Origin of the sequence: Streptomyces sp. NPDC088732 (assembly GCF_044751205.1) — a bacterium.
GTDB lineage: Bacteria > Actinomycetota > Actinomycetes > Streptomycetales > Streptomycetaceae > Actinacidiphila.
Genome location: NZ_JBIVLI010000016.1, coordinates 146,290 through 170,638, shown reverse-complemented (window position 1 = coordinate 170,638; position 24,349 = coordinate 146,290). Strand labels below are relative to the sequence as shown.

Below are 24,349 nucleotides of genomic sequence, written 5' to 3'. Positions count from 1 at the left end.
TCCAACCCTCACGCTCGGCGCATGCTGCCCTTGACGGTCCGTGCCCGTGTACGCGCCCCGCTGGCCACCGCCGTGCTGCTGCTTCTCGCGGGCTGCGGGGGCACGGGAAACGGGAAGGCCGCCGCCGGGGCAACGCCGCCGGAGGACTTCGGGTGTCTCACCGAGGCACAGGCCAAGTCCGGGACCACCTCCTACGACGACACCGAGGGCAACCCGGTGGACGCCTGGCTCGGCGGCAAGGGCGCCGCGGCCGTGCTGCTGATGCACCAGTCGGACGGCGACCTGTGCCAGTGGATGCCGCAGGCGGAACTGCTGGCCGGGGACGGCTACCGCGTGCTGGTCGTCGACTCCAACGGCAGCGAGGTGCCCGAGGTCGTCGCCGGCGTGGCCCTGCTGCGCGCCAAGGGCGCCCGGCATGTGCTGCTCATGGGCGCGTCCAAGGGCGGCACGGGCGTCCTCGCGGGGGCCGTGGAGGTGAACCCGCCGGTCGACGCCGTGGTCTCGCTGTCCGCCCCCGAGTACTACGGGGTGACGGACGCCGCTTCCGCGGTCCCCCGTCTGACGGCGCCGGTGCTCTACATGGCCGCGGCCGGCGACACCGAGTTCGCCGAGGCCGGCAAGGCCCTGCACAAGGCGACGACGAAGGCCCCCGAGAACCGGCTGGAGATCGTCGGCGGCCCCATGCACGGGGTGGGCATGCTCACCGACGACGCCAACTGGGCCACCGTGACGGACTTCCTGGCGAAGTACGCGGGCGGCTCCGGCGGGGGCGGCGCCGGCTAATCGGTCAGTACCCGGTCGGTCTCCTCGAAGACCAGCAGAGTGCGGCTGCTGAGCACCTCCGGCACCGCCTGGATCCGGGTGAGCACCAGCTCCCGCAGGCTGCGGTTGTCCGGCGTGTGCACGAGCATCAGCACATCGAAGTCCCCGCTGACCAGGGCGATGTGCGCCACCCCCGGCAGCTCCAGCAGCTTCTCGCGCACGGTGCGCCAGGAGTTCTGCACGATCTTCAAGGTGATGTACGCGGACGCGCCCTGACCTGCCCGTTCGTGGTCGACGCGGGCGGTGAAGCCGCGGATGACGCCGTCCTCGATGAGCCGGTTGATGCGGGCGTACGCGTTCGCCCGTGACACGTGGACCCGCTCGGCGACCGACCGTATCGACGCCCGGCCGTCCTCCTGGAGGTAGCGCAGGATCGTGCGGTCGATCGCGTCCAGCGGCCGGACCGCCGCGGCGGGGTCGGCCGCCGCCGCGGGCTGGGCCTCGGGGGAGCTCCCCCGAGAAATTTGGGAATCCGTCACGCCCCCGAGCCTCCCTACCATGGACGTACTGGCTCCATCTCAGGCTGTGCAGAACCGTTTGTCCACAGGCGGAACACACCTGTAGCCAAACTGCCTCCGGCGACCGAACAATCGGTAGGGGGAGCGATACCCGCTGCCCCGATTCGAACACGCCCACGAGGAGGTGCTCGCGATGACCGTCCTGGACCAGCCTGTCTGGCACCCCCGCACCGATCCGGCGCCGCTGCTGCCCGATGCCGAGCCGTACCGGCTGCTCGGCACCCCTGCGGCCGGCGCCCTCGATGCCGGACTTCTGACCTCGATGTACGGACAGCTGGTGCGCGGCCGCCGGTACAACCGGCAGGCCACCGCGCTGACCAAGCAGGGCCGGCTCGCCGTGTACCCCTCCAGCACCGGCCAGGAGGCCTGCGAGATCGCCGCCGCGCTCGCCCTGGAGCCGCGGGACTGGCTGTTCCCCAGCTATCGCGACACCCTCGCCGCCGTCGCCCGCGGCGTCGACCCCGTCGAGGCGCTGACGCTGCTGCGCGGCGACTGGCACACCGGCTACGACCCGCACGAGCACCGCGTCGCCCCCCTCAGCACCCCGCTCGCCACCCAGCTCCCGCACGCCGTCGGCCTCGCGCACGCCGCCCGCCTCAAGGGCGACGACGTCGTGGCGCTCGCCATGGTCGGCGACGGCGGCACCAGTGAGGGCGACTTCCACGAGGCGCTGAACTTCGCCGCCGTCTGGCGCGCGCCCGTGGTCTTCCTCGTGCAGAACAACGGCTTCGCCATCTCGGTGCCCCTCGCCAAGCAGACGGCCGCGCCCTCGCTGGCGCACAAGGCCGTCGGATACGGCATGCCCGGCCGCCTTGTGGACGGAAACGACATCGCGGCCGTGCACTCGGTACTGGCCGAGGCCGTCGCCCGCGCCCGCGAGGGCGGCGGACCCACCTTGGTGGAGGCCGTCACCTACCGCATCGACGCCCACACCAACGCCGACGACGCCACCCGCTACCGCGAGGACGCCGAGGTCGAGGCCTGGCGCGAGCACGACCCGATCGCCGTGATGGAGCGCGCGCTGCGCTCCCGCGACCTGCTCGACGAGGCGCTGACCGCGCAGGCCGAGAAGGACGCCGAGGCCATGGCGGCCGATCTGCGCGAGCGTATGAACCAGGACCCGGTCCTGGACCCGATGGATCTGTTCGCCCACGTCTACGCCGAGCCGACCCCGCAGCTGCGGGAGCAGGCCGCGATGCTGCAGGCCGAGCTGGAGGCCGAGGCCCAGTCATGAGCACCACGACCACGACCCCGGTCGCCGCCGCGCGCAAGCCCGCGACCATGGCGCAGGCCCTCAACCGGGCCCTGCGCGACGCCCTCGCCGCCGACCCGGCCGTCCATCTCTTCGGCGAGGACATCGGCACCCTCGGCGGCGTCTTCCGCATCACCGACGGCCTCGCCGCGGAATTCGGCGACACCCGGTGCACCGACACCCCGCTCGCCGAGGCCGGCATCCTCGGCACCGCCGTCGGCATGGCGATGTACGGCATGCGCCCCGTCGTCGAGATGCAGTTCGACGCATTTGCCTACCCCGCGTTCGAGCAGCTGGTCAGCCATGTCGCCCGGATGCGCAACCGCACGCGCGGCACGATGCCGCTGCCCATCACCATCCGTGTGCCCTTCGGCGGTGGCATCGGCGGCGTGGAGCACCACAGCGACTCCTCCGAGGCGTACTACACCCACACCCCGGGCCTGCACGTCGTCACCCCGGCCACCGTCGCCGACGCCTACGGCCTGCTGCGTGCGTCGATAGCCTCCGACGACCCGGTGATCTTCCTGGAGCCCAAGCGGCTGTACTGGTCGAAGGCCGACTGGTCGGCGGAGGCACCGGAGCAGGTGGCGCCGATCGGCACGGCGGTGGTCCGGCGTCCCGGCCGCTCGGCGACGCTGATCACCTACGGCCCCTCGGTGCCGGTCTGCATGGAGGCCGCGGAGGCCGCCGTGCACGAGGGCTGGGACCTGGAGGTCGTGGACCTGCGCAGCCTGGTGCCCTTCGACGACGAGACGGTGGTGGCGTCGGTGCGGCGCACCGGGCGCGCGGTCGTCGTCCAGGAGGCCTCCGGCTTCGGCGGCATCGGCGCGGAGATCGCCGCCCGGGTCACCGAGCGCTGCTTCCACTACCTGGAGGCCCCGGTCCTGCGGGTCGCCGGGTTCGACATCCCGTATCCGCCGCCGATGCTGGAGCGGCACCACCTGCCCGGTGTCGACCGCATCCTCGACACCGTCGGCCGGCTGCAGTGGGAAGGGGCGTGATGGCCGTCGTCCGCGAGTTCCTGCTGCCCGATCTCGGCGAGGGCCTGACCGAGGCCGAGATCGTGCGGTGGATGGTGCGGGTCGGTGACGTCGTCGCCATCGACCAGCCGGTCGTCGAGGTCGAGACGGCCAAGGCCGTGGTGGAGGTGCCGTGCCCCTACGGGGGGGTCGTCACCGCCCGCTTCGGCGAGGAGGGCCAGACCCTCGACGTCGGGCGCCCGCTGATCACCGTCGCGGTGGAGTCCCGGTCCCCGGAGGACGCGGGTCCGGCGGGCGCCGGCGGTGCCGCGCCCGGCGGGGACTCCGGTTCCGGGAACGTCCTGGTCGGCTACGGGACGAGCGGTCCCGCGGCGCGGCGCCGGCGGGTCCGCCAGGTGCTCGCGACGGCGGCCGCCCCCGCGGTTGTCACCGCGCCCGCGCCTGCGCCCGCGCCCGCGCCTGCTCCCGCCCCGCGCCTTGTGGCCGACGACCGCTCGGCCGGGCCGGTGGCGGTCATCTCGCCGCTGGTGCGGCGCATCGCCCGCGAGCACGGGCTCGACCTGCGCGCGCTGAAGGGGACCGGCCCCGACGGGCTGATCCTGCGTGCGGACGTCGAGCGCGCCGTCGCGGTGCCCGCGGCGGAGACCGCGCCCGCGGCGCCGGCCGCCGAGGGCACCCGCGTACCGCTCAAGGGCATCCGCGGAGCCGTCGCCGAGAAGCTCAGCCGCAGCCGCCGGGAGATCCCGGACGCCACGTGCTGGGTGGACGCCGACGCCACCGAACTGCTCGCGGCGCGGGCCGCGATGAACGCGGCGGGCGGTCCGAAGGTGTCCGTACTTGCCCTGCTCGCGCGTATCTGCACCGCGGCGCTCGCCCGCCACCCCGACCTCAACGCCACGGTGGACACCGAGCGCGGCGAGATCGTCCGGCTGCCCGCCGTGCACCTGGGCTTCGCCGCCCAGACCGACCGGGGCCTGGTCGTCCCCGTCGTACGGGACGCGCAGGCACGCACCACGGACGAGCTCTCGGCGGAGATCGTCCGGCTCACCGAGGCCGCGCGGGCCGGCCGGCTGACCCCGGCCGAACTGACCGGCGGCACCTTCACGCTCAACAACTACGGCGTCTTCGGCGTCGACGGCTCCACGCCGATCATCAACCACCCCGAGGCCGCGATGCTGGGAGTCGGCCGGATAGCGCCCAAGCCATGGGTGCACCAAGGGGAGCTGGCGGTGCGTCAGGTCGTGCAGCTGTCCTTCACCTTCGACCACCGGGTCTGCGACGGCGGCACCGCCGGCGGGTTCCTGCGCTACGTGGCCGACTGCGTGGAGCAGCCCGCGGTCCTGCTGCGGGGGGTGTGAGTACGGCTCACTGGGCGATACTCCGGGCATGACTTCGCAGCCGGGCGCGGCCGTGCCCCCAGACGAGCCCTTCGACGCCGTCGTCCTCGCCGGTGGCGCCGCGCGGCGCCTCGGCGGGGCCGACAAGCCCGGACTGCCGGTCGCGGGGCGGGCGTTGATCGACCGGGTCCTGGACGCGTGCGCCGGCGCGGGTACGACGGTCGTCGTCGGCCCGCGCCGCGCCACCGCCCGCCCGGTCGTCTGGGCCCGCGAGGAACCGCCCGGCGGCGGCCCGCTGCCCGCCCTCGCGGCGGGACTGCGCGCGGGCGTGACCGCCGACGTCGTCGTCGTGCTCGCCGCCGACCTGCCCTTCCTGTCCCCCGCGACGGTACGGGCGCTGCTCACGGAGCTGGCGGCCCCGGAGTCCGGCCACGACCAGGGGGACCCGGACGGGGCCGCGGCCCCCGACGGCGTCGTCCTCACCGACCCGGACGGCCGCGACCAGCCGCTGGCGGCGGCCTACCGCACGGAGTCGCTGCGCCGTGAGATCGCGCTGCTCGCCTCGGAGCACGGCGGTCTGTCCGGTCTGCCGCTGCGCCTGCTCACCGCGGAACTGCGGCTGCGGCGGCTGGCCGACCCCACGGGCCGGGCCTCCTTCGACTGCGACACCTGGGACGACCTCTCCACAGCGAGGGCCCGGATCAGGGAGCATGGGACCGTGCTGGACGAATGGATTGCCACGGTCAAGGCGGAACTCGGCATCGACCTCGACGTCGACACCAAAGTGCTGCTGGATCTCGCGCGCGACGCCGCGCACGGGGTGGCGCGCCCCGCGGCGCCCCTCACCACCTTCCTGGTCGGCTACGCGGCCGCCGCGGCCGGCGGCGGCGAGCAGGCCGTCGCCGAGGCCGCCCGGCGGGCGGCCGAACTGGCCGAGCGCTGGGCGAAGGAGGCGGACGCCGGGGAAGCGGAGGCATGAGCGTTCCCGGCGCACCCGACGAGACCCGCAGGCGAGGCGCACGGGACACCCCGACCGGACCGGACACCCCGACCGGACCGGACAGCGCGCCGCCGGTCGACCTCGCGGCCGCCGAGGCGGCGGTCGACGACGAGCTGGACCAGGCCCTCGCTCTCGCCAACGCGCGTCGCGGCCGCCCCCACCGGCACGCCCCGGCGACCCCGCGCCCGGAAGGCACCGCCCCCGTGCCCCACGCCCACCAGGACACCGACATCCCGCATCCGCCGCACCAGCCGCGTCCCGGTCACGTTCACCGCGACACCCCCTGGCCCGAGGCCCGCCGCATCGCCGCCGCGGCCGGTTCGCCCCTGCGGCGGGTGCTCAAGCCGCTCGCGCAGGCCCTCGGCTGCGCGCTCGCCGAGCCGTTGACGGCCCTGACCGACCTGCCGTCCTTCGACACCTCCGCGATGGACGGCTGGGCCGTCGCGGGACCGGGCCCCTGGCGGCCCGAGGGCCGGGTGCTGGCCGGTGAACGCGCCCTGGCCGCACTGCCGGACGGCCACGCGACCGGCATCGCCACCGGCGCGCTGCTCCCGGCCGGGACGACCGCCGTGCTGCGCAGCGAGTACAGCCGGGTCGGCGCGGACGGCCTGCTGCACGCCACCCGGGGCGGCCCCGGACCCGGGCAGGACGTGCGCCCGCGCGGCCAGGAGTGCCGCAGCGGCGACGAGTTGCTGGCCACCGGCGCCCTCGTCACGCCCGCGGTGCTGGGCCTGGCCGCCGCGGCGGGTTACGACGAGCTGCCGGTGACGGTCCGCCCGGCGGTCGAGATCCTGGTCATCGGCGACGAGTTGCTGGACCGCGGCCTGCCCGGTTCCGGCCGGGTACGGGACGCGCTCGGCCCGTTCCTGCCCGCCTGGCTCACCGCGCTGGGCGCCGATGTCGTCGCGTACCGCCGCCTGAAGGACGACGCCGGCCTGCTGCGGGAGGCGGTCACCGCTTCCGGCGCCGATCTGGTGGTCACCACCGGCGGTACGGCGGGCGGCCCGGTCGACTTCCTGCACCCGGTGCTCGCGGGTATCGGCGCGCGGCTGCTCGTGGACGGAGTCGCCGTCCGGCCGGGCCACCCCATGGTGCTCGCCGGACTTCCCGGCGGGGGCGGCCACTTGGTGGGCCTCCCGGGCAATCCGCTGGCGGCCGTCTCCGGGGTGCTCACGCTGGTCGTGCCCCTGATGCGCGCGCTCGCGGGCCGGCCCGCGCCGGTGCCGTCCGCGGTCCGCCTCACCGGCGACGTCCCCGGCCACCCCACCGACACCCGCCTGGTGCCGGTGGTCCTGGACGAGGAGTTGCAGGCCGTGCCACTGCGCTTCAGCGGGCCGGCCATGCTGCGCGGCATCGCCACCGCCGACGGGATGGCCGTGATCCCGCCGGGCGGGGCCGCCAAGGGCGACACCACGGCCGTGCTGGAGACCGGCTGGGGCCGCCTGTGACGCCGGGCCGGGGCGACCCCGACGGCTCGGCCGGGCCGGGCGGTTCGGGCCGCTCGCCGTTCCGGCAGGCACTGTCGGCGGGCCAGGGCGGCCATGACGGGGCGCCGTTCCTCCGGCTGCCGCACAGCGCCGCCCGCAGTCCGCTGCGGCAGGTCGCCACGCGCCTGGTGTACGCGCTGGCCTGCCTGTTCGCCACCGTGGGCATCGTCTATGCCGACCGGGGCGGCTACCACGACAACGCGGGCGGCCCGATGTCGTTCCTGGACTGCCTCTACTACGCCACCGTGACCCTCTCGACCACCGGCTACGGCGACATCGTCCCCTACAGCGCGGGCGCCCGGCTGACCAATGTGCTGCTGGTGACGCCGCTGCGCGTGCTCTTCCTGATCATCCTGGTCGGCACCACTCTCGAAGTGCTCACCGAACGCACCCGTGAGCAGTACCGCCAACAGCGCTGGAGGTCCTCGGTGCGCGACCACACCGTGATCGTCGGATACGGCACCAAGGGCCGGTCCGCCGCCAGGACATTGACCGGTCACGGCGTGCCCGCCAAGAACATCGTGGTCGTCGATCCCGAACCCAAGGCGGTGGACGCCGCCGTGGCCGCCGGTTTCGTCGGCGTGGCGGGCGACGGCACCCGCAACGGCGTCCTGATGCGGGCGGAGATCCAGCGCGCCAAGGAGCTCATCATCGCCGCGCAGCGCGACGACACCGCCGTCCTGGTCGCCTTGACGGCACGTCAGCTCAATCCGCGGATCACCATCGTCGCCTCGGTCCGCGAGGAGGAGAACGCCCCGCTGCTGCGCCAGTCGGGTGCGGACGCGGTCGTCACGAGTTCCGGTGCGGCGGGGCGGCTGCTCGGGATGTCGATGCTCAGCCCCAGCGCGGGCGAGGTGATGGAGGAGCTGATCACCTACGGCAGCGGCCTGGACCTCATCGAGCGTCCTGTGACCAAGGCCGAGGCCGGGCGCTCCCCGCGGGAGATCGGCGACCTGGTGGTGGCCGTCAAGCGCGGCCACCGCCTCCTCGACCACGACGACGCCGAGGCGGCCGTGCTCCGGCTGACCGACCGGGTCATCGTTATCCACAGGGTGGACCGGCGGGACCCGATTCCGCCCGTGCAGCGGTAGCGTCGGCTCCATGCATGCGATCACGATCCCCGAACCCGGCGGTCCGGAAGCGCTTGTCTGGGCCGAGGTCCCCGATCCCGTACCCGCCGAGGGCGAGGTGCTGGTCGAGGTGGCCGCCAGCGCCGTCAACCGCGCGGACCTGCTGCAACGGCAGGGCTTCTACGACCCGCCGCCCGGCGCGTCCCCCTACCCCGGCCTGGAGTGCTCCGGCCGGGTCGCCGCGCTCGGCCCCGGCGTCACCGGCTGGGCCGTGGGCGACGAGGTCTGCGCCCTGCTGGCCGGCGGCGGTTACGCGCAGAAGGTCGCCGTGCCGGTCGGGCAGCTGCTGCCCGTCCCCAAGGGAGTGTCGCTCGTGGACGCGGCGGCCCTGCCGGAGGTCGTGTGCACGGTGTGGTCGAACGTCTTCATGGTGGCGCACCTGCGCCCGGGCGAGACGCTGCTCGTGCACGGCGGTTCCAGCGGTATCGGCACCATGGCGATCCAGCTGGCCAAGGCCGTGGGCGCGAAGGTCGCCGTCACGGCCGGCAGCGCGGAGAAGCTGGAGCGCTGCCGCGAGCTCGGGGCGGACCTCGGGATCGACTACCACGACCAGGACTTCGCGGCGGCGGTACGGGACGTGTTCGGCGGCGCGGACGTCATCCTCGACATCATCGGCGCCAAGTACCTGGACAGGAACATCGACGCCCTCGCGGTGAACGGCCGGCTGGCCGTCATCGGCATGCAGGGCGGCGTCAAGGCCGAACTCAACCTCGGCAAGCTGCTCTCCAAGCGGGCCGCGATCACGGCGACCTCGCTGCGCGGGCGCCCGCTGGAGGAGAAGACGGCGATCGTCGCCGCCGTCCGCGAGCACGTGTGGCCGCTGCTGGAGGCGGGCACGGTGGCCCCGGTGGTGGACCGCACCTACCCCATGGAGCAGGCCCCGCAGGCGCATCGCGTGGTCGAGGAGAGCTCCCACGTGGGCAAGGTCCTTCTGACGGTCTAGGCGTCCGGGCCACGGGGTGCCCGGCCCCGTGGCCCGTGTGACGCTGGGCGCATGGACTGGCGACGTGCGGTGGCGGCCGCCTCCGCGCTCGTGGCCGGGTTCGGCGTCACCGGGGCCGCGTCACCGGGGCCCGGGCCGGGCTCCTCGCCGACGGCCGGGCTGGCCGGGAGCGTGCCCGGCGAGGGGCGGCGGCATCCCGGCCGCCCGGAGGGGCCGCCGTCTCCGCCGTCCGGGCAGCCGGTGTCGCAGGGGCCGCGGCAGGTCTTCGACGACGGGGAGTCCTCGGGCCCCGAGGCCGTGCCGAGCCCTTCGGGGCGGGTGCTGGAGGTGCTGCCACTGGGCGCCGGGCTGCTCCTGATCGGCCTGGGCCTGGGCTTCCTCGGGTGGCGGCTGCGACGCGGCGGCTGAGGAACGCCGCCTGGACGCCGCACGGCCCGGGGGCGTCCCGGCGGCTTTGTGGCGTCGCGCTGGGGTAACGCCCGCTTTCAGGGGGCAGAAAACCTTCGCAAGCGCCGGTGCGCGACAATGGCGGCATGGAGATGCCGATGAACGAACGGTCGCAGGAGAGCCCGCAGGTCCTGGTCGTCGGCCCGGACGGAATGGCCCTCGGCGGCGGACACGCCGGACGCGCCGGAGAAGGCGACGAGCAGCGCGAGGTCCCCGTGACGGAGATGGTCGAACAGCCCGCGAAGGTCATGCGGATCGGCAGCATGATCAAGCAGCTTCTGGAGGAGGTCAAGGCGGCGCCGCTGGACGAGGCCAGCCGGGTCCGCCTGAAGGAGATCCACCACAGCTCCGTCAAGGAGCTGGAGGCGGGGCTGGCCCCCGAGCTGGTCGAGGAGCTGGAGCGGCTGTCGCTGCCCTTCGCCGAGGACGGCGTGCCGAGCGACGCCGAGCTGCGGATCGCGCAGGCGCAGCTGGTGGGCTGGCTGGAGGGCCTCTTCCACGGCATCCAGACGGCGCTGTTCGCGCAGCAGATGGCGGCCCGCGCGCAGCTGGAGCAGATGCGCCGCGCGCTGCCGCCCGGCGCGGTCCACGAGGGCGACGAGGACGGGCACCTGCCCGGCGGCGCCCGCTCGGGCCCGTATCTGTAGGACCACCTCCGTACCGGTAGGTACAGGGCGGCGGGGGCCGGGGGCGGCCCTCCCCGCGCCGGCCCGGTCTGCCGGCGCGCGTGCGGCCGGCGGGCTCAGCCGCTCTCGCCGGTGGAGACCCAGATGGTGACGGTGTCCCCGGGCCGGAGCGGGTCGTAGCGCTTGGGCTGCTGGTCGATGACCGCGCCCTTGCCGTAGACCTGCTCGTTGCGGTACTTGATCTCGTACTTCCAGCCCGCCTCCGTCATGCAGGCCTTCACCGAGTCCACGTACTTGGTGAAGAAGTCCGGCATGATCACCGAGTTGTCGTCCTGGTAGTCCTTGGTGGCGTCGGTGCACCGCGCGGCGTCGATGGTCCGGCTCTGGTCGGCCTGACTGACGCCCGGCGCGGGCTGGTTGTCACCGGACGACCCCGACGACTCCGACGACTCCGAGGACCGGGACGAGTCCTGCCCGCGGGAGCCGTTCGTCGCGGGGGCGCTCGTCCGGGACCGGTCGGTGGGTGTGAGGCCGTCGGCGCCGGTGGTGGTCCCGCTGCCGTTGTCCTTGAGCGACAGGGCGATGACCACGACCACGACGATCGCGATGACCGCGACCGTGGCGCCGATGGCGACCACCGCCGTCGACACCCCGCCGCCGCGCCGGCCGCCCCCGGGGGGCTGGTTCTGCATGGTGTACGGGGTGGTGGAGTGCTGGGCGGGGTACTGCTGCCCGCCGTTGTGCGGATAGCCGTACGCGGGCCGGGAGCCCGGCGGCGGGGTCTGCGCGGCCTGGCCCCAGCCGCCCTGCTGCTGGACGGGCTGGACGGGCTGCGCCGGCTGGTACGGATTCGGCGGGGTCGAGGAGTGCGGCGGGTACCCCTGCTGCACGGGGGTCTGCGGGCCCCGCGGATCGCTCTGGACCGGCGGGAAGACCGCCTGCGAGACCGCCTCGCCGCGGCCGCGGGCCCGCGGCCCCTCGCCTATGATCAGCGGCGTTGTGCCGGCGCCCCGCTCGGGCGCGGCCACGCGGTCGGTCTCGGCCTTCATCGCGTCGGCGGTCGGGAAGCGCTCGGCCGGGTTCTTCCGCAGGGCGCGGGCGACGAGCGCGTCGACGCCGGGCCGTACCGCGCGGTTGAGCCCGGAGGGGGCCGGCGGCGGCTCCTGGACGTGCTGGTAGGCGATGGACAGCGGGGAGTCCCCGTCGAACGGCAGCCGCCCGGTGAGCAGCTCGAAGAGCATGCAGCCCACGGAGTACAGGTCGGAGCGCTCGTCCACGCCGCGGCCGAGGGCCTGCTCGGGGGACAGGTACTGCGGGGTGCCGACCACCATGCCGGTCTGCGTCATCGACGTGACGCCGGACTGCATCGCGCGGGCGATGCCGAAGTCCATCACCTTGACGACGCCGCGGCGGGTCAGCATCACGTTGCCCGGCTTGATGTCGCGGTGCACCAGGCCCACGCCGTGGCTCTCCGAGAGTGCCGCCAGCACGTCGGAGACGATCTTCAGGGCCTTCTCCGTCGGCATCGCGCCGTACTGCGCGATGTCCTCGTCGAGCACCGTGCGCAGCGGTTTTCCCTCGACGTACTCCATGACGATGTACGGGACCACGGCGCCGTCGACGACGTCCTCGCCGGAGTCGAAGACCGAGACGATGTTGGTGTGGTTGAGCTTCGCGACGGCCTGGGCCTCGCGCCGGAACCGCTCCCGGAAGGACTGCTCGCGGCCGAGGTCGGTGTGCAGGGTCTTGACGGCCACGGGCCGGTCGAGCACGGTGTCATGGGCCAGGTGCACCGAGGCCATGCCGCCCTGCCCCAGCAGGTCGCGCAGCACGTAGCGGCCGCCGCCGACCGAACGCCCCGCATGCGTGCCCTGCGCGCCGTCCCCGCCCATACGTACCCGTCCCCCTGAACGTTCCCCCTGAGCGCACCAGGCGCACAAGAATCTTGTCCCGACCCTGAGCGCCCAGTCTGCCCGACCCCCTACTCAGGTCAAGTTCGTTGACCCGTTCGTCACCGGATGCGTATGAATCCCTTCACAAGTGGCTCAGCCACACGACCGCCGCCGAACGCGGTAGCGTGGTCCGCCGGAGGACCCTGTACGGCGACGATCGACGGCGAGGACTGATGGCACAGACGACAGCCGCCGGCGGCACTGACGAGCCCTCTGCCGGTGGTGCGGGTGTGCCCGACGCACCGGACCAGTGGGGCACCTCGGGGCTGGTGGGTGACGGCCGTTACCGGCTGACCCGGCGGCTGGGCCGCGGTGGCATGGCGGAGGTCTTCGCCGCCGAGGACGTGCGGCTCGGGCGGACGGTGGCGGTGAAGCTGCTGCGCCCGGACCTGGCGGAGGACCCGGTCTCCAAGGCCCGTTTCACGCGCGAGGCCCAGTCCGTCGCGGGGCTCAACCACCATGCGGTGGTGGCGGTCTACGACACGGGCGAGGACGTCACGCCGGGCGGCACCGTCCCGTACATCGTCATGGAGCTGGTCGAGGGCAGAACCATCCGCGACCTGCTGGTCGGTTCGGACGAACCGCCGCCGGTGGACCAGGCGCTGATCATCGTCTCGGGCGTGCTGGAGGCGCTGGCCTACAGCCACGCGCACGGCATCGTGCACCGGGACATCAAGCCCGCGAACGTCATCATCACCAACACCGGCGCGGTGAAGGTGATGGACTTCGGCATCGCGCGGGCGCTGCACGGCGCCTCGACCACGATGACCCAGACCGGCATGGTCATGGGCACCCCGCAGTACCTGTCGCCGGAGCAGGCCCTCGGCAAGACCGTCGACGCGCGCTCCGACCTGTACGCGACGGGCTGCCTGCTGTACGAACTCCTCGCGCTGCGACCGCCGTTCACCGGCGAGACGCCGCTGTCGGTGGTCTACCAGCACGTGCAGGACGAGGCGCGTCCGCCGTCGCAGGCCAGCGACCGGGTGCCGCCGGAGCTGGACGGCCTGGTGCTGCACGCGCTGGCCAAGCACCCCGACGACCGTTTCCAGACCGCCGAGGAGATGCGCGGCGTCGTCCAGTACGCGCTGGGCATGATGAACGAGCGCGGCGGTCACACGGGCACCTGGGACACCGGTTTCGTGCCGGCGCACAACGGCGGTTCCACGTCGGCGATGGGCATGCCGGGCCAGTACGCCCAGCCGCACCCGGAGCACACCACCGCCGAGTTCCAGCCCCCGCTGCTGCTCGGCCCGCCCGGGGGCGACGGCGGCGACCACTCCTACGGCGACCCGCGTCCGCCCGGCGGGGGCGACGGCAACCGCTGGGTGAAGCCCGCCCTGTTCGTGGTGGCGGCGGTGCTCGCGGTCGCGCTCGGCATCTACTTCGCGGTCAACCACGCGGGGGGCGGCGCCAAGCCGCCGGCCGACGAGGTGACGCCGACGCAGACGCAGACCACGCAGCAGTCCTCGCAGCCGACCGAGGACACCACGCACGGCAGTACGCAGGAGACCACCGGCACGATCTCCGGCCGGCCGTCGGAGAGTTCGACCCCGTCGCTCTCCTCGACGCCCTCGTGGTCGCCCTCGGCGAGTCAGCCGACCACGGCCAAACCGACCACGAGCGTGCCGACCACCCCGGCCACCTCCGCGCCGCCCAGCGCGTCGCCCCCGGACACCGGGACGACCGAGGGCGGCAGCGGCGAGACGTCCGGCAACGGCGGCAGTGCGGGAGCCGGCGGCCCGGGCGGCGACGGCGGCAACACGGCCGCGGGTGCCGACGCCGGGGGCGTCACTCCGTGAAGGCGTCCATGACGGCCTCGTACGCCCCGGTCCACCAGACGACCAGGGCGGACGAGGCCGGGAAGAGCGGGTCGGCGCGCCGGTCGTCGCGCAGGTAGCGCCAGCTCAGCATCCAGAAGTCGTTGAGCCGTTCCCACCACACGCGGTGCACGGCGGCGGCGAGTTCGGCCTCCGGGACGGCGGCGGCGCGGCGGTAGGCGCGCGCGTAGGCACGGATCTTGTCCAGTTCCAGGGTGCCGCCGGGCGTCACGAAGAAGATGGCGGCGGCCCGTACGGCCTCCTCGGCGCGCGGCTGCACGCCGAGCCGGTCCCAGTCGACGATGGCGACGGGTTCGTCCTCGCGGTAGAGCAGGTTCAGCGGGTGGAAGTCGCCGTGCACCCAGCCGGTGACGGGTTCCGCCGCGTCGGGTTCCGGGGGGCGCCGGTGGGCGTGCCGGTCGAGCATCGCGCGCCGCTCCACCAGCCGGTACTCGGCGAGTTCGTCGAAGGCCTCACGCGGTGCCTGGTCGCGCACCCGCCGCAGCAGCGTCCCGATGAGGGCGTAGGTGTCCTGCGGGTCGGCGCCCGCGTGGCCGCCGGCCGGGCGGCCGGGCTCCTCGCCGGGGGCGGGCTGCACCTGGGCGAGCAGGGTGTGGACGAGGCCGAGCAGGGCGCCGAGGCGCCGGGACTCGGCGGTGGTCAGTTCGCTGCCCTCGCGGTGCCGGCCCTCGACCCAGGGGTAGAGGGCGAAGCGGCGCCCGTCGAGTTCGGCGACGGTGCGGCCGTCGGAGTCGGGCAGCGGCGGGGCGACGGGCAGGCCGAGGGCACCGAGGCGCTGGGTGGCGCGGTGCTGGCGGGCGATGACCGCGGAGTCGGCGGTGGCGGGCTCGACGTACAGCTTGAGGAAGAAGCTGCCGCGGGTGGTCGCCAGCCGGAATCCCTTGTTGAGCAGGCCTTGGGCCACGGGTTCGCAGGACAGCGGATCGCCGGCGTCGGCGTATCGGCGCAGCAGGGCGTGCAGGGTCCCGCCGGAGGGCGGCGCCGTCGCCGTACTCCCGATCACCAGGCAGATGCTAGATCATTTCGGTGGTGGACTCGCGGGTCGAGGCGTACGTACACATAGCCCGGTGACGGGGTTGTATCGTTTCGGGGTTCTGTGCCGAAAAGCGCACGCTGCTCCTCCGAGGGCTCGAAGGCCCGTGCCGTCCCGAGGAACTGCACCGCCCATCCGGCCTCGACGTCGTCGGCCTGGTAGGCGACGACGGTGCCGTCGACGCCCCAGGCGCGGCGGGTGCGGATCAGCACGGCGCCGTCGTGGACGACGTGCCGTGCGACGGCGATGTACGGCAGTGCCCGGCGGGTCAACGCCAACCGGCCGTACCGGGCCTTTCCCAGCAAGGCCAGCGCGGCGTGCCCCTCGAACTCCATGGCTCCACCTTGCCGGGGCGGCGGGACGTGGTTGCAGAGCACTCCGCCCCCAGCCCCCGGGGCCGATGGTCCCTTACCGGTCGGAATCGGGCGAGGTCGTGACCGTCATGCCGGGAACGCCGGGAATGCCGAGCACGCGATCCCGCAGCACCGGGAAGTCGGCGCGGGTCTTCGCGACGAGGCCGGGGTCGAGGTCGACGGTGAGCACCTCCTCGGCGGGGCCCGCCTCGGCGAGGACCACGCCCCAGGGGTCGACGACCAGGCTGTGCCCGGCGAGCTCGACGCCGGCGTGCGTCCCGGCGGTCCCGCAGGCCAGGACGAAGGCCTGGGACTCCACGGCCCGGGCGCGGGCGAGCAGGGTCCAGTGCTCGCGGCGCCGGGCGGGCCAGCCGGCGGGGAGGACGACGAGTTCCGCGCCCGCGTCGACCAGCAGCCGGAACTGCTCGGGGAAGCGCAGGTCGTAGCAGGTGGCGAGGCCCACGCCGACGCCCTGGACCCGGGTGGTCACGATCCGGTCGCCGCCGCTCATGAGGACGGCCTCGCCGCGGTCGAAGCCGAAGCGGTGGATCTTGCGGTAGCTCGCCCGCAGTTCGCCGTCCGGGGAGAAGAGCAGGGAGGTGTTGTACAGGGAGCCGTCGGCCGCCCGTTCGACGACGGAGCCCGCGTGCAGCCAGACGCCCGCGTCGAGCGCGGCGGCGCTCATGACCTGGGCGGTGGGTCCGTCGAGGGGTTCCGCCTCGGCCTCGAAGAGGTCGGCGGCGAAGGCGCCGACCGGCCAGAGCTCGGGCAGCACGACGAGGTCGGACCCGGCCCGGTCCCGTACGAGCGCGGCGGCGCGTTCGCGCCGGGCGTGCACCGGTTCCGCCGGGTCGACGTCCATCTGGATCAGGGAAACGCGCACCGTACCACCGCCCATGAGTCGGGACATCCTGCCGGGCCTACGATCGTCACACGAAAGCACTCCCGTGGTGTCACTGCGCAGCGTAATTTAAGGCGCACACCACGACCGCGCACCGACCGTCGAGGGGTCCCGTGACCGGCACCGTCCACAGCCAGCTCCAGCCGTACATCGACGCCTGGACCCACTCCATAGAATCCATAGCCGAGTTGGTCCGCCCCGTTCCGGCGGGCGCATGGAACCGGCCGACCGAGTGCCCTTACTGGTCCGTCCGTGACGTTGTGTCACACGTGATCGGTTTTGAATGCGAACTGCTCGGCGATCCGCGCCCGATCCACACACTTCCGAGCGATCTGCGTCACATGACCTCGGAGTACGCCCGCTATGTGGAGGTGCCGGTCGACAAGCGGCGCCACCACACCCCGCCCGAGGTGTTCGGCGAGCTCGACTACACGATCATCCGCCGGGCCCGCCAGCTGCGGAACGAGACCCGCGCCCCGCAGGACACCGTCCGCGGCCCGATGGGCAAGGAGATGACCCTCGAAGGGCTGCTGAAGTGGCGGGTCTTCGACGTCTGGGTGCACGAGCAGGACTTGCGCCGCGCGCTGGGCGAGCCGGGCAACCTCGACTCCCCCGCCGCGGTCCTCGCCCGCGACTGGATCCTGGCCGAACTGCCGAAGGCCGTCGCCGAGCGGGCGGGCGCGCCGGCCGGCTCCGCGGTCGTCTTCGACGTCCACGGGGAGCAGGAGTTCATGCGCACCGTCCGGGTCGGCGCCGACGGCAAGGGCTCGATCGACGGCAGCGTCTCCCTGGGGCCCGCGGTGACGATGACCATGGACTGGGAGACCTTCGTCCGGCTGACCTGCGGCCGCACCCGGGCCAAGGCGGTCGAGGACCGGATGAAGATCGAGGGCGACCAGACGCTGGCCGAGGCGATCCTGGCCCACATCGCGATCACGCAGTGAGCCGGGAGGGGGCGTTCATGTCCCGGCCGGGACGTGGACGCTCTCGACGCGGCTGACCGCGATCCGCTGCCGCTCCAGCCGCGCCGCGCGGCCGCGCAACCGCAGGATCTGGACGGTGCCGGCCGCCTGGAGGACGAAGACGCTGCTCCAGGCGATCCGGTAGTCGCCGCCGCTCGCGTCCAGCAGGATGCCGATGGCCAGCAGCGCGGCCATCGAGGCGGTGAAGCCGCCGATGTTGACGATGCCGGAGGCCGTGCCGAGACGCTCCGGGGGGTTGGCCGGGCGGGCGAAGTCGAAGCCGATCATCGACGCCGGCCCGCAGGTCCCCAGGACGACGCAGAGCAGCACCAGCAGCCACAGCGGGGCGTGCTCGGACGGCCACACCAGGACCGCCGCCCACATCACGGCGGTGGCGCCGACGACGCCCAGGGTGAGCGGCATCCGGGCGCCGTGGTGGCGGCCGATGATCTGGCCGAAGAGCATGCCGAAGACCATGTTGGCGACGACGACCACCGTCAGCAGGGTGCCGGCCGCCTCGCGGGACAGCCCCTGCGCCTCGACGAGGTAGGGCAGCCCCCACAGCAGCAGGAACACCATGCCGGAGAACTGCGTGGTGAAGTGCGTCCACATCCCGAGCCGGGTGCCCGGCTCCCGCCAGGCCGCGGCGATCTGCCGCTTCACGTAGCCGCGCCCGTGGTGCTCGGCGGGGGCGGGCTCGAAGCCCTCGGGGTGGTCCTTCATGAACAGCAGGACGAGGACGAGGACGAGCGCGCCGCCCAGGGCCGTGCCGACGAAGGTCGGCGTCCAGCCGGCGGAGTGCAGCAGCCGTGCCAGCAGCACGGTGCTGAGCAGGTTGCCCGCGACGCCGAACAGCGCCGCGCCCTGCGCGATCATCGGCCCCCTGCGGGCCGGGAACCACCGCGAGCCCAGCCGCAGCACGCTCACGAACGTCATGGCGTCGCCGCAGCCCAGCACCGCGCGGGCGGCGAGCGCCATGCCGTAACCGTGCGACAGGGCGAAGCCGAGCTGGCCCGCGGTGAAGAGCACGACGCCGATGGTCAGCACCCGCTTGGTGCCGAGCCGGTCGACCATCAGGCCGACGGGTATCTGCATCCCGGCGTAGACCAGCACCTGCAGGATCGAGAACGTGGACAGCGCGGACGCGCCTATGTGGAAGCGGTCGGCGGCGTCGATGCCGGCGACGCCGAGGCTGGTGCGGTGCACGACCGCGACCATGTAGACGAGGGTGCCGATGCCCCAGACCCCGACCGCCCTGGCGCCACCGGGCGGTTCACCGGTGGTGGTGACTGTCGATCCCATTACTCCCCCCGGGCCAAGTGGTTCACCCAGCTGACGTGGCGTTCGACCAGAGCGGCGGCCGCGCCGGCGTCCCCGGCGCGCAACGCGTCGAGGATCTCGGTGTGTTCGGTGATGTTCTTGGCGATGCGGCCGGGGTCGGCGTGCATGGTCGCCACCCCCATCCGCAGCTGACGGTCCCTCAACTGGTCGTACAGATGGGACATGATGCGGTTGCCGGCGGCACGCACGATTTCGGCGTGAAAGCTGCGGTCCGCCATGGCGAAGGCGGCGAGGTCGCCGGTGGCCGCGTGGCCGCGCTGCTCGTCCAGCAGCTCCTCCAGCCGGGACAGCAGCGGCGCGGGGACGGGTTCCAATTTCAGCACCGCGTGCCGCTCCACCAGCAGCCGGGTCTCCACGACGTCGGCGATCTCCTGTGCGGAGACCGGCAGCACCAGCGCGCCCTTCTTCGGGTACAGCTTCAGCAGCCCCTCGGCCTCCAGGCGCAGCAGCGCCTCCCGCACGGGGGTCCGCGACACGCCCACGGCCTCGGCGAGCTCGCCCTCGCTGAGGAGGGTGCCGCCCTCGTAGCTGCGGTCCAGGACGGCCCGCTTGACGTGGGTGTAGACCCGCTCGGCGGCGGGTGGCTGCTTGGGAGCGGGTTCGGCGGGCGCGGCGGTTGCGGCAGGGCTGTTGCTCATGATGCGCACATCATAGATACAACAGGTATGCGGCAGTAGCTCACGTCCGCGATACGGACGGGCACGCGGGGTGCCCCGTCAGTTTTTGGACGGTCCTGCCGGTCCGGAGGGCCCTGCCGGTCCTGACGTTCCCGGCGGCCCGGGGTCCTGGGGGCGGTCCGGGCGTTCGGGCCGCTCGGGGTGCAGCCGGGCGACGTAGGCCGCGGCCTGGGTGCGGCGCTGCATGCCGAGCTTGGCCAGCAGCGAGGAGACGTAGTTCTTGACCGTCTTCTCGGCCAGGTGCAGCCGCTCGCCTATCTGCCGGTTGGTGAGCCCCTCGCCGATCAGGTCCAGGATGCGCTTCTCCTGGTCGGTGAGGTCGGCCAGCCGGTCCTCCGCGCGCTCGGCGCCGCCCCCGCGCAGCCGCTCCATCACCCGGGCGGTCGCCGCGGGGTCCAGCAGCGACCTCCCGGCGGCGACGTCCCGCACGGCCCCCACCAGGTCGCTGGCGCGGATGTCCTTGAGCACGTAGCCGGCCGCGCCCGCCATGATCGCGTCGAAGAGCGCCTCGTCGTCCGCGTACGAGGTGAGCATCAGGCACTTGGTCTCCGGCTGCCGGGACCGGACCTCCCGGCAGACCTCCACGCCGCTGCCGTCGGGCAGCCGGACGTCCAGAAGGGCCACGTCGGGCCGGACCGCGGGCAGCCGCGCCAGTGCCTCGGCGGCCGTGCCGGCCTCGCCGACGACCTCGATGCCGGGCTCCGCGGAGAGCAATTCGTGCACTCCCCGCCGGACGACTTCGTGATCGTCGAGCAGGAATACCGCGATTGTCGACTTTTCGGGCACAACTTCAGCGTTGCACACCCGACCACGGCCGACCTCTTACGCAGATTCGATCCGCGGGATACCGTGCCGTTGTCCCGGTGGCCTGCGAGAACGTTCATTTACTAGGAAATCCAACCAAAACCGCAGGTAGAACCCTCTTCGCGCGAAAGCGGGAGGTGTGGGTAACGTTCACTTCGCAGGGCTGCCTGCCGGGGTCCATCAACACTTCCGGCTCGGCCGTGCCGCACACACCCCGTGCGCCGCGACGAGACGGTAGGAGCCGCACTGGCCGCCGGCGGATCCCGGGGGCCGGACAGACGGAGGAGCAAGCGTGAGCGTGAAAAGCACTGCCGCGAAGCCCCGTACGCCCCGTACGGGCACCCGCGGTGGCGCGAAGCGCCGTGAGGCCGAGCCGGAGCTGGTACAGCTCCTGACTCCCGAGGGCGATCGCGTCGAGCACAGTGAGTACTCCATCGACCTGAGCCCCGAAGAGCTGCGCGGTCTGTACCGGGACATGGTCCTGACCCGCCGGTTCGACGCGGAGGCCACGGCCCTGCAGCGGCAGGGCGAGCTCGGTCTGTGGGCCTCGCTGCTCGGCCAGGAGGCCGCGCAGATCGGCTCGGGCCGGGCGACCCGGCAGGACGACTACGTCTTCCCCACCTACCGCGAGCACGGCGTCGCCTGGTGCCGCGGGGTGGACCCGGTCAATCTGCTGGGCATGTTCCGCGGGGTCAACCACGGCGGCTGGGACCCCAACGAGAACAACTTCCACCTGTACACGATCGTCATCGGCTCCCAGACGCTGCACGCCACCGGCTACGCGATGGGCGTCGCCAAGGACGGCGCGGACTCCGCCGTCATCGCCTACTTCGGCGACGGTGCCTCCAGCCAGGGCGACGTCGCGGAGGCCTTCACCTTCGCCGCCGTCTACAACGCCCCCGTGGTGTTCTTCTGCCAGAACAACCAGTGGGCGATCTCCGAGCCCACCGAGAAGCAGAGCCGCGTCCCGATCTACCAGCGCGCCGCCGGCTTCGGCTTCCCAGGCGTGCGCGTGGACGGCAACGACGTCCTCGCGGTGCTCGCGGTCACCCGCGCCGCCCTGGAGCACGCCCGCTCCGGCCAGGGCCCGATGCTGGTCGAGGCCTTCACGTACCGCATGGGCGCCCACACCACCTCCGACGACCCCACCCGCTACCGCCTCGACGAGGAGCGCGAGCAGTGGGAGAGCAAGGACCCGATCCTGCGGCTGCGGGCCTACCTGGAGAAGGAGGGCATCGCCGACGAGGCCTTCCTCGCCGGGATCGAGGAGGAGAGCCTGGCGCTGGGCAAGCGGGTCCGCGAGGCCGTGCGCGCCATGCCCGACCCCGACCCGATGTCGATCTTCGAGAACGTCTACGCCGACGGACACGCGCTGGTCGACGAGGAGCGCGCCCAGTTCGCCGAGTACCTCGCCGCCTTCGAGGAGGGCCACTGACATGGCAACGATGACCATCGCCAAGGCCCTCAACGAGGCGCTGCGCAAGGCCCTGGACACCGACCCCAAGGTCGTCCTCATGGGCGAGGACATCGGCAAGCTCGGCGGTGTCTTCCGGATCACCGACGGCCTGCAGAAGGACTTCGGCGAGGAGCGGGTCATCGACACCCCGCTCGCCGAGTCCGGCATCGTCGGCACCGCGATCGGCCTGGCCCTGCGCGGCTACCGCCCGGTCGTGGAGATCCAGTTCGACGGTTTCGTGTACCCCGCGTACGACCAGATCGTCACCCAGCTCGCCAAGATGCACGCGCGCGCCCTGGGCAAGATCAAGCTGCCGGTCGTCATCCGCATCCCCTTCGGCGGCGGCATCGGCGCCGTGGAGCACCACAGCGAGTCGCCCGAGGCGTACTTCGCGCACACCGCCGGACTCAAGGTCGTCACTCCCTCGACCCCGCAGGACGCCTACTGGATGCTCCAGCAGGCGATCGAGTCCGACGACCCGGTGATCTTCCAGGAGCCCAAGCGCCGTTACTGGGACAAGGGCGAGGTCGACACCGAGTCCATCCCCGCGCCGCTGCACAAGGCCCGTACCGTCCTGGAGGGCACCGACCTCACGCTGGTCGCCTACGGCCCCATGGTGAAGGTCTGCCTGGAGGCCGCCGCGGCGGCCGCCGAGGAGGGCCGTAGCCTGGAGGTGGTGGACCTCCGGTCCCTGTCGCCGATGGACTTCGACGCGATCCAGGCCTCGGTCGAGAAGACCCGCCGCCTGGTCGTCGTGCACGAGGCCCCCGTCCAGCTGGGCACCGGCGCGGAGATCGCGGCCAGGATCACCGAGCGGTGCTTCTACCACCTCGAGGCACCCGTGCTGCGGGTCGGCGGCTTCCACGCGCCGTACCCGCCGGCCCGGGTCGAGGAGGAGTACCTGCCGGGCCTGGACCGTGTACTCGACGCGGTCGACCGCGCGCTGGCGTACTGAGGAGAGGGTTGTGACGACAGTGGCAGCACCGCAGCGCTTCCGCGAGTTCAAGATGCCGGACGTCGGCGAGGGACTCACGGAAGCGGAGATCCTCAAGTGGTACGTCAAGCCCGGTGACACCGTCACCGACGGCCAGGTGGTCTGCGAGGTCGAGACCGCCAAGGCCGCCGTCGAACTGCCGATCCCCTTCGACGGGATCGTGCACGAACTGCGCTTCCCCGAGGGCGAGACGGTCGACGTCGGCACCGTGATCATCTCGGTGGACACCGGCCAGGGCGAGGCGGAGGAGGCTCCGGCCGCCGCCCCCGCGCAGGCCGCCGCCCCCGAGCCCGTCGAGCCCGAGCAGAAGCGCCAGCCCGTACTGGTCGGCTACGGCGTGGCCGTCTCCTCGACCAAGCGCCGTCCGCGCAAGCAGGCCGCCGTACCGGCGCAGGGTGCCGCCGGCGCGATCCAGGCCGAGCTCAACGGGCACGCCCCGGCCGCCGTCCCGGCCGAGCCCGTGGCTCCGGCGGCGCCCGCCGCCCCCGCCGCGGGGTTCGCGCCGACCGAGGCGCGTCCGCTGGCCAAGCCGCCGGTGCGCAAGCTCGCCAAGAACCTCGGGGTGGACCTGGCGGGGATCACGCCGACCGGTCCCCAGGGCACCATCACCCGCGAGGACGTCCAGAACGCAGTCGCACCGGCCGCTCCCGCGGCACCGGCGGCCCTGGCCGCCCCGACGGCCGTCCAGACCGCCCCCGCTGCGGCAGCGACGACGACGGCGCCGCTGGAGACCCGCGTCCCGATCAAGGGCGTCCGCAAGGCCACGGCCGCCGCGATGGTGGCCAGCGCCTTCACCGCGCCGCACGTGACGGAGTTCGTCACCTTCGACATCACCCGCACCATGCGGCTGGTGCAGGAGCTCAAGACCGACCCGGCTTTCACCGGCCTCAAGGTCGGCCCGCTCCTGCTCGTCGCCAAGGCCCTGCTCGTGGCGATCCGGCGCAACCCGGAGATCAACGCCGCCTGGGACGAGGCGAACCAGGAGATCGTCCACAAGGGATACGTCAACCTCGGCATCGCCGCGGCCACCCCGCGCGGCCTGATCGTCCCCAACATCAAGGACGCCCAGGCCAAGACGCTGCCCGAACTGGCCGCCTCCCTCGGCGACCTGGTCGCCACGGCGCGCGAGGGCAAGACCTCGCCGGCCGACATGCAGGGCGGCACGGTCACCATCACCAACGTCGGTGTCTTCGGCATCGACACCGGCACGCCCATCCTCAACCCCGGGGAGTCCGCGATCCTCGCCTTCGGCGCGGTCAAGGACATGCCCTGGGTCCACAAGGGCAAGGTCAAGCCCCGCCAAGTCACCACGCTCGCGCTCTCCTTCGACCACCGCCTGGTGGACGGCGAGCTCGGCTCCAAGGTCCTCGCCGACGTCGCGGCGGTCCTGGAGTACCCCAAGCGCCTGATGACCTGGGCCTGATCACCCCCGTCACACCATCGAGAAGGGCCCGGACGTGTGTGCGTCCGGGCCCTTCTTGCGCGTGTCGCCCCCC

23 protein-coding genes are annotated in these 24,349 nt (G+C 73.2%); 15 read left to right on the top strand and 8 right to left on the bottom strand.

Annotation, left to right across the window (positions count from 1 at the left end; all coding sequences use genetic code 11):
* The first annotated feature begins 21 nt into the window (after positions 1 to 21).
* Positions 22 to 783 carry an alpha/beta hydrolase family protein gene (locus tag ACIP9H_RS26550; RefSeq protein WP_401588452.1) on the top strand — a complete coding sequence of 254 codons (762 nt, stop codon included), beginning with the start codon at positions 22 to 24 and terminating at the stop codon, positions 781 to 783.
* On the opposite strand, the gene ACIP9H_RS26545 is transcribed toward ACIP9H_RS26550, so the two are convergent.
* The gene (locus tag ACIP9H_RS26545; protein WP_360904689.1) at positions 780 to 1,322 is read right to left on the bottom strand and encodes an Lrp/AsnC family transcriptional regulator; all 543 of its coding nucleotides are present in this window, start codon (positions 1,320 to 1,322) and stop codon (positions 780 to 782) included. The two genes, ACIP9H_RS26550 and ACIP9H_RS26545, sit on opposite strands and share 4 nt — an antisense overlap.
* Before the next feature lie 151 nt (positions 1,323 to 1,473).
* On the opposite strand from ACIP9H_RS26545, the gene pdhA (ACIP9H_RS26540) reads away from it, so the two are divergent.
* The 9 genes from pdhA (ACIP9H_RS26540) to ACIP9H_RS26500 all read left to right on the top strand — a co-directional run bounded on the left by pdhA (ACIP9H_RS26540) (position 1,474) and on the right by ACIP9H_RS26500 (position 10,563).
* Positions 1,474 to 2,574: a pyruvate dehydrogenase (acetyl-transferring) E1 component subunit alpha gene (gene pdhA / locus ACIP9H_RS26540; protein WP_401588455.1), complete on the top strand. Its 1,101-nt coding sequence runs from the start codon at positions 1,474 to 1,476 to the stop codon at positions 2,572 to 2,574.
* A complete protein-coding gene (locus ACIP9H_RS26535; protein ID WP_401588457.1) occupies positions 2,571 to 3,593 on the top strand; it encodes an alpha-ketoacid dehydrogenase subunit beta in 1,023 nt (340 codons plus the stop codon). Before pdhA (ACIP9H_RS26540) ends, ACIP9H_RS26535 begins: the two co-directional genes overlap by 4 nt.
* A complete protein-coding gene (locus ACIP9H_RS26530) occupies positions 3,593 to 4,930 on the top strand; it encodes a dihydrolipoamide acetyltransferase family protein (RefSeq protein ID WP_401588460.1) in 1,338 nt (445 codons plus the stop codon). Before ACIP9H_RS26535 ends, ACIP9H_RS26530 begins: the two co-directional genes overlap by 1 nt.
* A 28-nt stretch (positions 4,931 to 4,958) precedes the next feature.
* The gene (locus ACIP9H_RS26525; protein ID WP_401961168.1) at positions 4,959 to 5,888 is read left to right on the top strand and encodes an NTP transferase domain-containing protein; all 930 of its coding nucleotides are present in this window, start codon (positions 4,959 to 4,961) and stop codon (positions 5,886 to 5,888) included.
* Positions 5,885 to 7,357, top strand: coding sequence for a molybdopterin-binding protein (locus ACIP9H_RS26520; protein WP_401961165.1), 1,473 nt, complete (start codon positions 5,885 to 5,887; stop codon positions 7,355 to 7,357). Before ACIP9H_RS26525 ends, ACIP9H_RS26520 begins: the two co-directional genes overlap by 4 nt.
* Before the next feature lie 116 nt (positions 7,358 to 7,473).
* The gene (locus ACIP9H_RS26515) at positions 7,474 to 8,487 is read left to right on the top strand and encodes a potassium channel family protein (protein WP_401588861.1); all 1,014 of its coding nucleotides are present in this window, start codon (positions 7,474 to 7,476) and stop codon (positions 8,485 to 8,487) included.
* A gap of 10 nt (positions 8,488 to 8,497) precedes the next feature.
* On the top strand, positions 8,498 to 9,469 hold the full coding sequence (locus ACIP9H_RS26510) for an NAD(P)H-quinone oxidoreductase (RefSeq protein ID WP_401588467.1): 972 nt from the start codon (positions 8,498 to 8,500) through the stop codon (positions 9,467 to 9,469).
* A gap of 51 nt (positions 9,470 to 9,520) precedes the next feature.
* Complete coding sequence (locus tag ACIP9H_RS26505) at positions 9,521 to 9,877, top strand: hypothetical protein (RefSeq protein WP_401588470.1); 357 nt, start codon at positions 9,521 to 9,523, stop codon at positions 9,875 to 9,877.
* Between the two features lie 125 nt (positions 9,878 to 10,002).
* The gene (locus tag ACIP9H_RS26500; protein ID WP_401588473.1) at positions 10,003 to 10,563 is read left to right on the top strand and encodes a bacterial proteasome activator family protein; all 561 of its coding nucleotides are present in this window, start codon (positions 10,003 to 10,005) and stop codon (positions 10,561 to 10,563) included.
* Between the two features lie 95 nt (positions 10,564 to 10,658).
* On the opposite strand, the gene ACIP9H_RS26495 is transcribed toward ACIP9H_RS26500, so the two are convergent.
* Entirely contained in the window at positions 10,659 to 12,434 is a 1,776-nt protein-coding gene (locus ACIP9H_RS26495; protein WP_401588475.1) for a protein kinase, read from the bottom strand.
* Between the two features lie 233 nt (positions 12,435 to 12,667).
* On the opposite strand from ACIP9H_RS26495, the gene ACIP9H_RS26490 reads away from it, so the two are divergent.
* Positions 12,668 to 14,293, top strand: coding sequence for a protein kinase (locus ACIP9H_RS26490; protein WP_401588477.1), 1,626 nt, complete (start codon positions 12,668 to 12,670; stop codon positions 14,291 to 14,293).
* On the opposite strand, the gene ACIP9H_RS26485 is transcribed toward ACIP9H_RS26490, so the two are convergent.
* From ACIP9H_RS26485 to ACIP9H_RS26475, 3 genes are all read right to left on the bottom strand, one after another.
* Positions 14,283 to 15,338 carry a phosphotransferase gene (locus ACIP9H_RS26485; RefSeq protein WP_401588863.1) on the bottom strand — a complete coding sequence of 352 codons (1,056 nt, stop codon included), beginning with the start codon at positions 15,336 to 15,338 and terminating at the stop codon, positions 14,283 to 14,285. The two genes, ACIP9H_RS26490 and ACIP9H_RS26485, sit on opposite strands and share 11 nt — an antisense overlap.
* Positions 15,332 to 15,700 (bottom strand): pyridoxamine 5'-phosphate oxidase family protein, encoded by a 369-nt coding sequence (locus ACIP9H_RS26480; RefSeq protein WP_401961160.1) that lies wholly within the window; start codon positions 15,698 to 15,700, stop codon positions 15,332 to 15,334. Before ACIP9H_RS26480 ends, ACIP9H_RS26485 begins: the two co-directional genes overlap by 7 nt.
* Positions 15,701 to 15,773: 73 nt before the next feature.
* Positions 15,774 to 16,601, bottom strand: a complete 828-nt coding sequence (locus ACIP9H_RS26475; RefSeq protein WP_401588866.1) for a carbon-nitrogen family hydrolase — start codon at positions 16,599 to 16,601, stop codon at positions 15,774 to 15,776.
* Positions 16,602 to 16,732: 131 nt separating this feature from the next.
* Between ACIP9H_RS26475 and ACIP9H_RS26470 the strand changes: the two genes are divergently transcribed.
* On the top strand, positions 16,733 to 17,563 hold the full coding sequence (locus ACIP9H_RS26470) for a maleylpyruvate isomerase family mycothiol-dependent enzyme (protein ID WP_401588482.1): 831 nt from the start codon (positions 16,733 to 16,735) through the stop codon (positions 17,561 to 17,563).
* A 15-nt stretch (positions 17,564 to 17,578) separates the two neighbouring features.
* Here the strand turns inward: ACIP9H_RS26470 and ACIP9H_RS26465 are convergent, their stop codons facing one another.
* From ACIP9H_RS26465 to ACIP9H_RS26455, 3 genes are all read right to left on the bottom strand, one after another.
* Positions 17,579 to 18,883 carry a nitrate/nitrite transporter gene (locus ACIP9H_RS26465; protein ID WP_401588484.1) on the bottom strand — a complete coding sequence of 435 codons (1,305 nt, stop codon included), beginning with the start codon at positions 18,881 to 18,883 and terminating at the stop codon, positions 17,579 to 17,581.
* Complete coding sequence (locus tag ACIP9H_RS26460) at positions 18,883 to 19,560, bottom strand: GntR family transcriptional regulator (RefSeq protein WP_360904729.1); 678 nt, start codon at positions 19,558 to 19,560, stop codon at positions 18,883 to 18,885. The genes ACIP9H_RS26465 and ACIP9H_RS26460 overlap by 1 nt, the downstream gene beginning before the upstream one ends.
* Positions 19,561 to 19,638: 78 nt before the next feature.
* Positions 19,639 to 20,385, bottom strand: a complete 747-nt coding sequence (locus ACIP9H_RS26455) for a response regulator (protein WP_401588487.1) — start codon at positions 20,383 to 20,385, stop codon at positions 19,639 to 19,641.
* A 310-nt stretch (positions 20,386 to 20,695) separates the two neighbouring features.
* Here ACIP9H_RS26455 and pdhA (ACIP9H_RS26450) point away from each other — a divergent pair, with 310 nt between their 5' ends.
* Genes pdhA (ACIP9H_RS26450) through ACIP9H_RS26440 form a run of 3 tightly spaced genes read left to right on the top strand, consistent with a single transcriptional unit; the run spans position 20,696 to position 24,276 of the window.
* Complete coding sequence (gene pdhA / locus ACIP9H_RS26450; protein WP_401588490.1) at positions 20,696 to 21,838, top strand: pyruvate dehydrogenase (acetyl-transferring) E1 component subunit alpha; 1,143 nt, start codon at positions 20,696 to 20,698, stop codon at positions 21,836 to 21,838.
* 1 nt (position 21,839) lies between these two features.
* Entirely contained in the window at positions 21,840 to 22,814 is a 975-nt protein-coding gene (locus tag ACIP9H_RS26445) for an alpha-ketoacid dehydrogenase subunit beta (RefSeq protein WP_401588493.1), read from the top strand.
* A gap of 52 nt (positions 22,815 to 22,866) precedes the next feature.
* The gene (locus ACIP9H_RS26440; protein WP_401588868.1) at positions 22,867 to 24,276 is read left to right on the top strand and encodes a dihydrolipoamide acetyltransferase family protein; all 1,410 of its coding nucleotides are present in this window, start codon (positions 22,867 to 22,869) and stop codon (positions 24,274 to 24,276) included.
* Positions 24,277 to 24,349 lie beyond the last annotated feature (73 nt).

Excerpts from the sequence above, each read along its gene's own strand:
- ACIP9H_RS26550 (WP_401588452.1), top strand. The coding sequence starts at position 22 with ATGCTGCCCTTGACGGTCCGTGCCCGTGTACGCGCCCCGCTGGCCACC.
- ACIP9H_RS26545 (WP_360904689.1), bottom strand. The coding sequence starts at position 1,322 with ATGGTAGGGAGGCTCGGGGGCGTGACGGATTCCCAAATTTCTCGGGGG.
- pdhA (WP_401588455.1), top strand. The coding sequence starts at position 1,474 with ATGACCGTCCTGGACCAGCCTGTCTGGCACCCCCGCACCGATCCGGCG.
- ACIP9H_RS26535 (WP_401588457.1), top strand. The coding sequence starts at position 2,571 with ATGAGCACCACGACCACGACCCCGGTCGCCGCCGCGCGCAAGCCCGCG.
- ACIP9H_RS26530 (WP_401588460.1), top strand. The coding sequence starts at position 3,593 with ATGGCCGTCGTCCGCGAGTTCCTGCTGCCCGATCTCGGCGAGGGCCTG.
- ACIP9H_RS26525 (WP_401961168.1), top strand. The coding sequence starts at position 4,959 with ATGACTTCGCAGCCGGGCGCGGCCGTGCCCCCAGACGAGCCCTTCGAC.
- ACIP9H_RS26520 (WP_401961165.1), top strand. The coding sequence starts at position 5,885 with ATGAGCGTTCCCGGCGCACCCGACGAGACCCGCAGGCGAGGCGCACGG.
- ACIP9H_RS26510 (WP_401588467.1), top strand. The coding sequence starts at position 8,498 with ATGCATGCGATCACGATCCCCGAACCCGGCGGTCCGGAAGCGCTTGTC.
- ACIP9H_RS26505 (WP_401588470.1), top strand. The coding sequence starts at position 9,521 with ATGGACTGGCGACGTGCGGTGGCGGCCGCCTCCGCGCTCGTGGCCGGG.
- ACIP9H_RS26500 (WP_401588473.1), top strand. The coding sequence starts at position 10,003 with ATGGAGATGCCGATGAACGAACGGTCGCAGGAGAGCCCGCAGGTCCTG.
- ACIP9H_RS26495 (WP_401588475.1), bottom strand. The coding sequence starts at position 12,434 with ATGGGCGGGGACGGCGCGCAGGGCACGCATGCGGGGCGTTCGGTCGGC.
- ACIP9H_RS26490 (WP_401588477.1), top strand. The coding sequence starts at position 12,668 with ATGGCACAGACGACAGCCGCCGGCGGCACTGACGAGCCCTCTGCCGGT.
- ACIP9H_RS26480 (WP_401961160.1), bottom strand. The coding sequence starts at position 15,700 with ATGGAGTTCGAGGGGCACGCCGCGCTGGCCTTGCTGGGAAAGGCCCGG.
- ACIP9H_RS26465 (WP_401588484.1), bottom strand. The coding sequence starts at position 18,883 with ATGGGATCGACAGTCACCACCACCGGTGAACCGCCCGGTGGCGCCAGG.
- ACIP9H_RS26460 (WP_360904729.1), bottom strand. The coding sequence starts at position 19,560 with ATGAGCAACAGCCCTGCCGCAACCGCCGCGCCCGCCGAACCCGCTCCC.
- ACIP9H_RS26445 (WP_401588493.1), top strand. The coding sequence starts at position 21,840 with ATGGCAACGATGACCATCGCCAAGGCCCTCAACGAGGCGCTGCGCAAG.
- ACIP9H_RS26440 (WP_401588868.1), top strand. The coding sequence starts at position 22,867 with ATGCCGGACGTCGGCGAGGGACTCACGGAAGCGGAGATCCTCAAGTGG.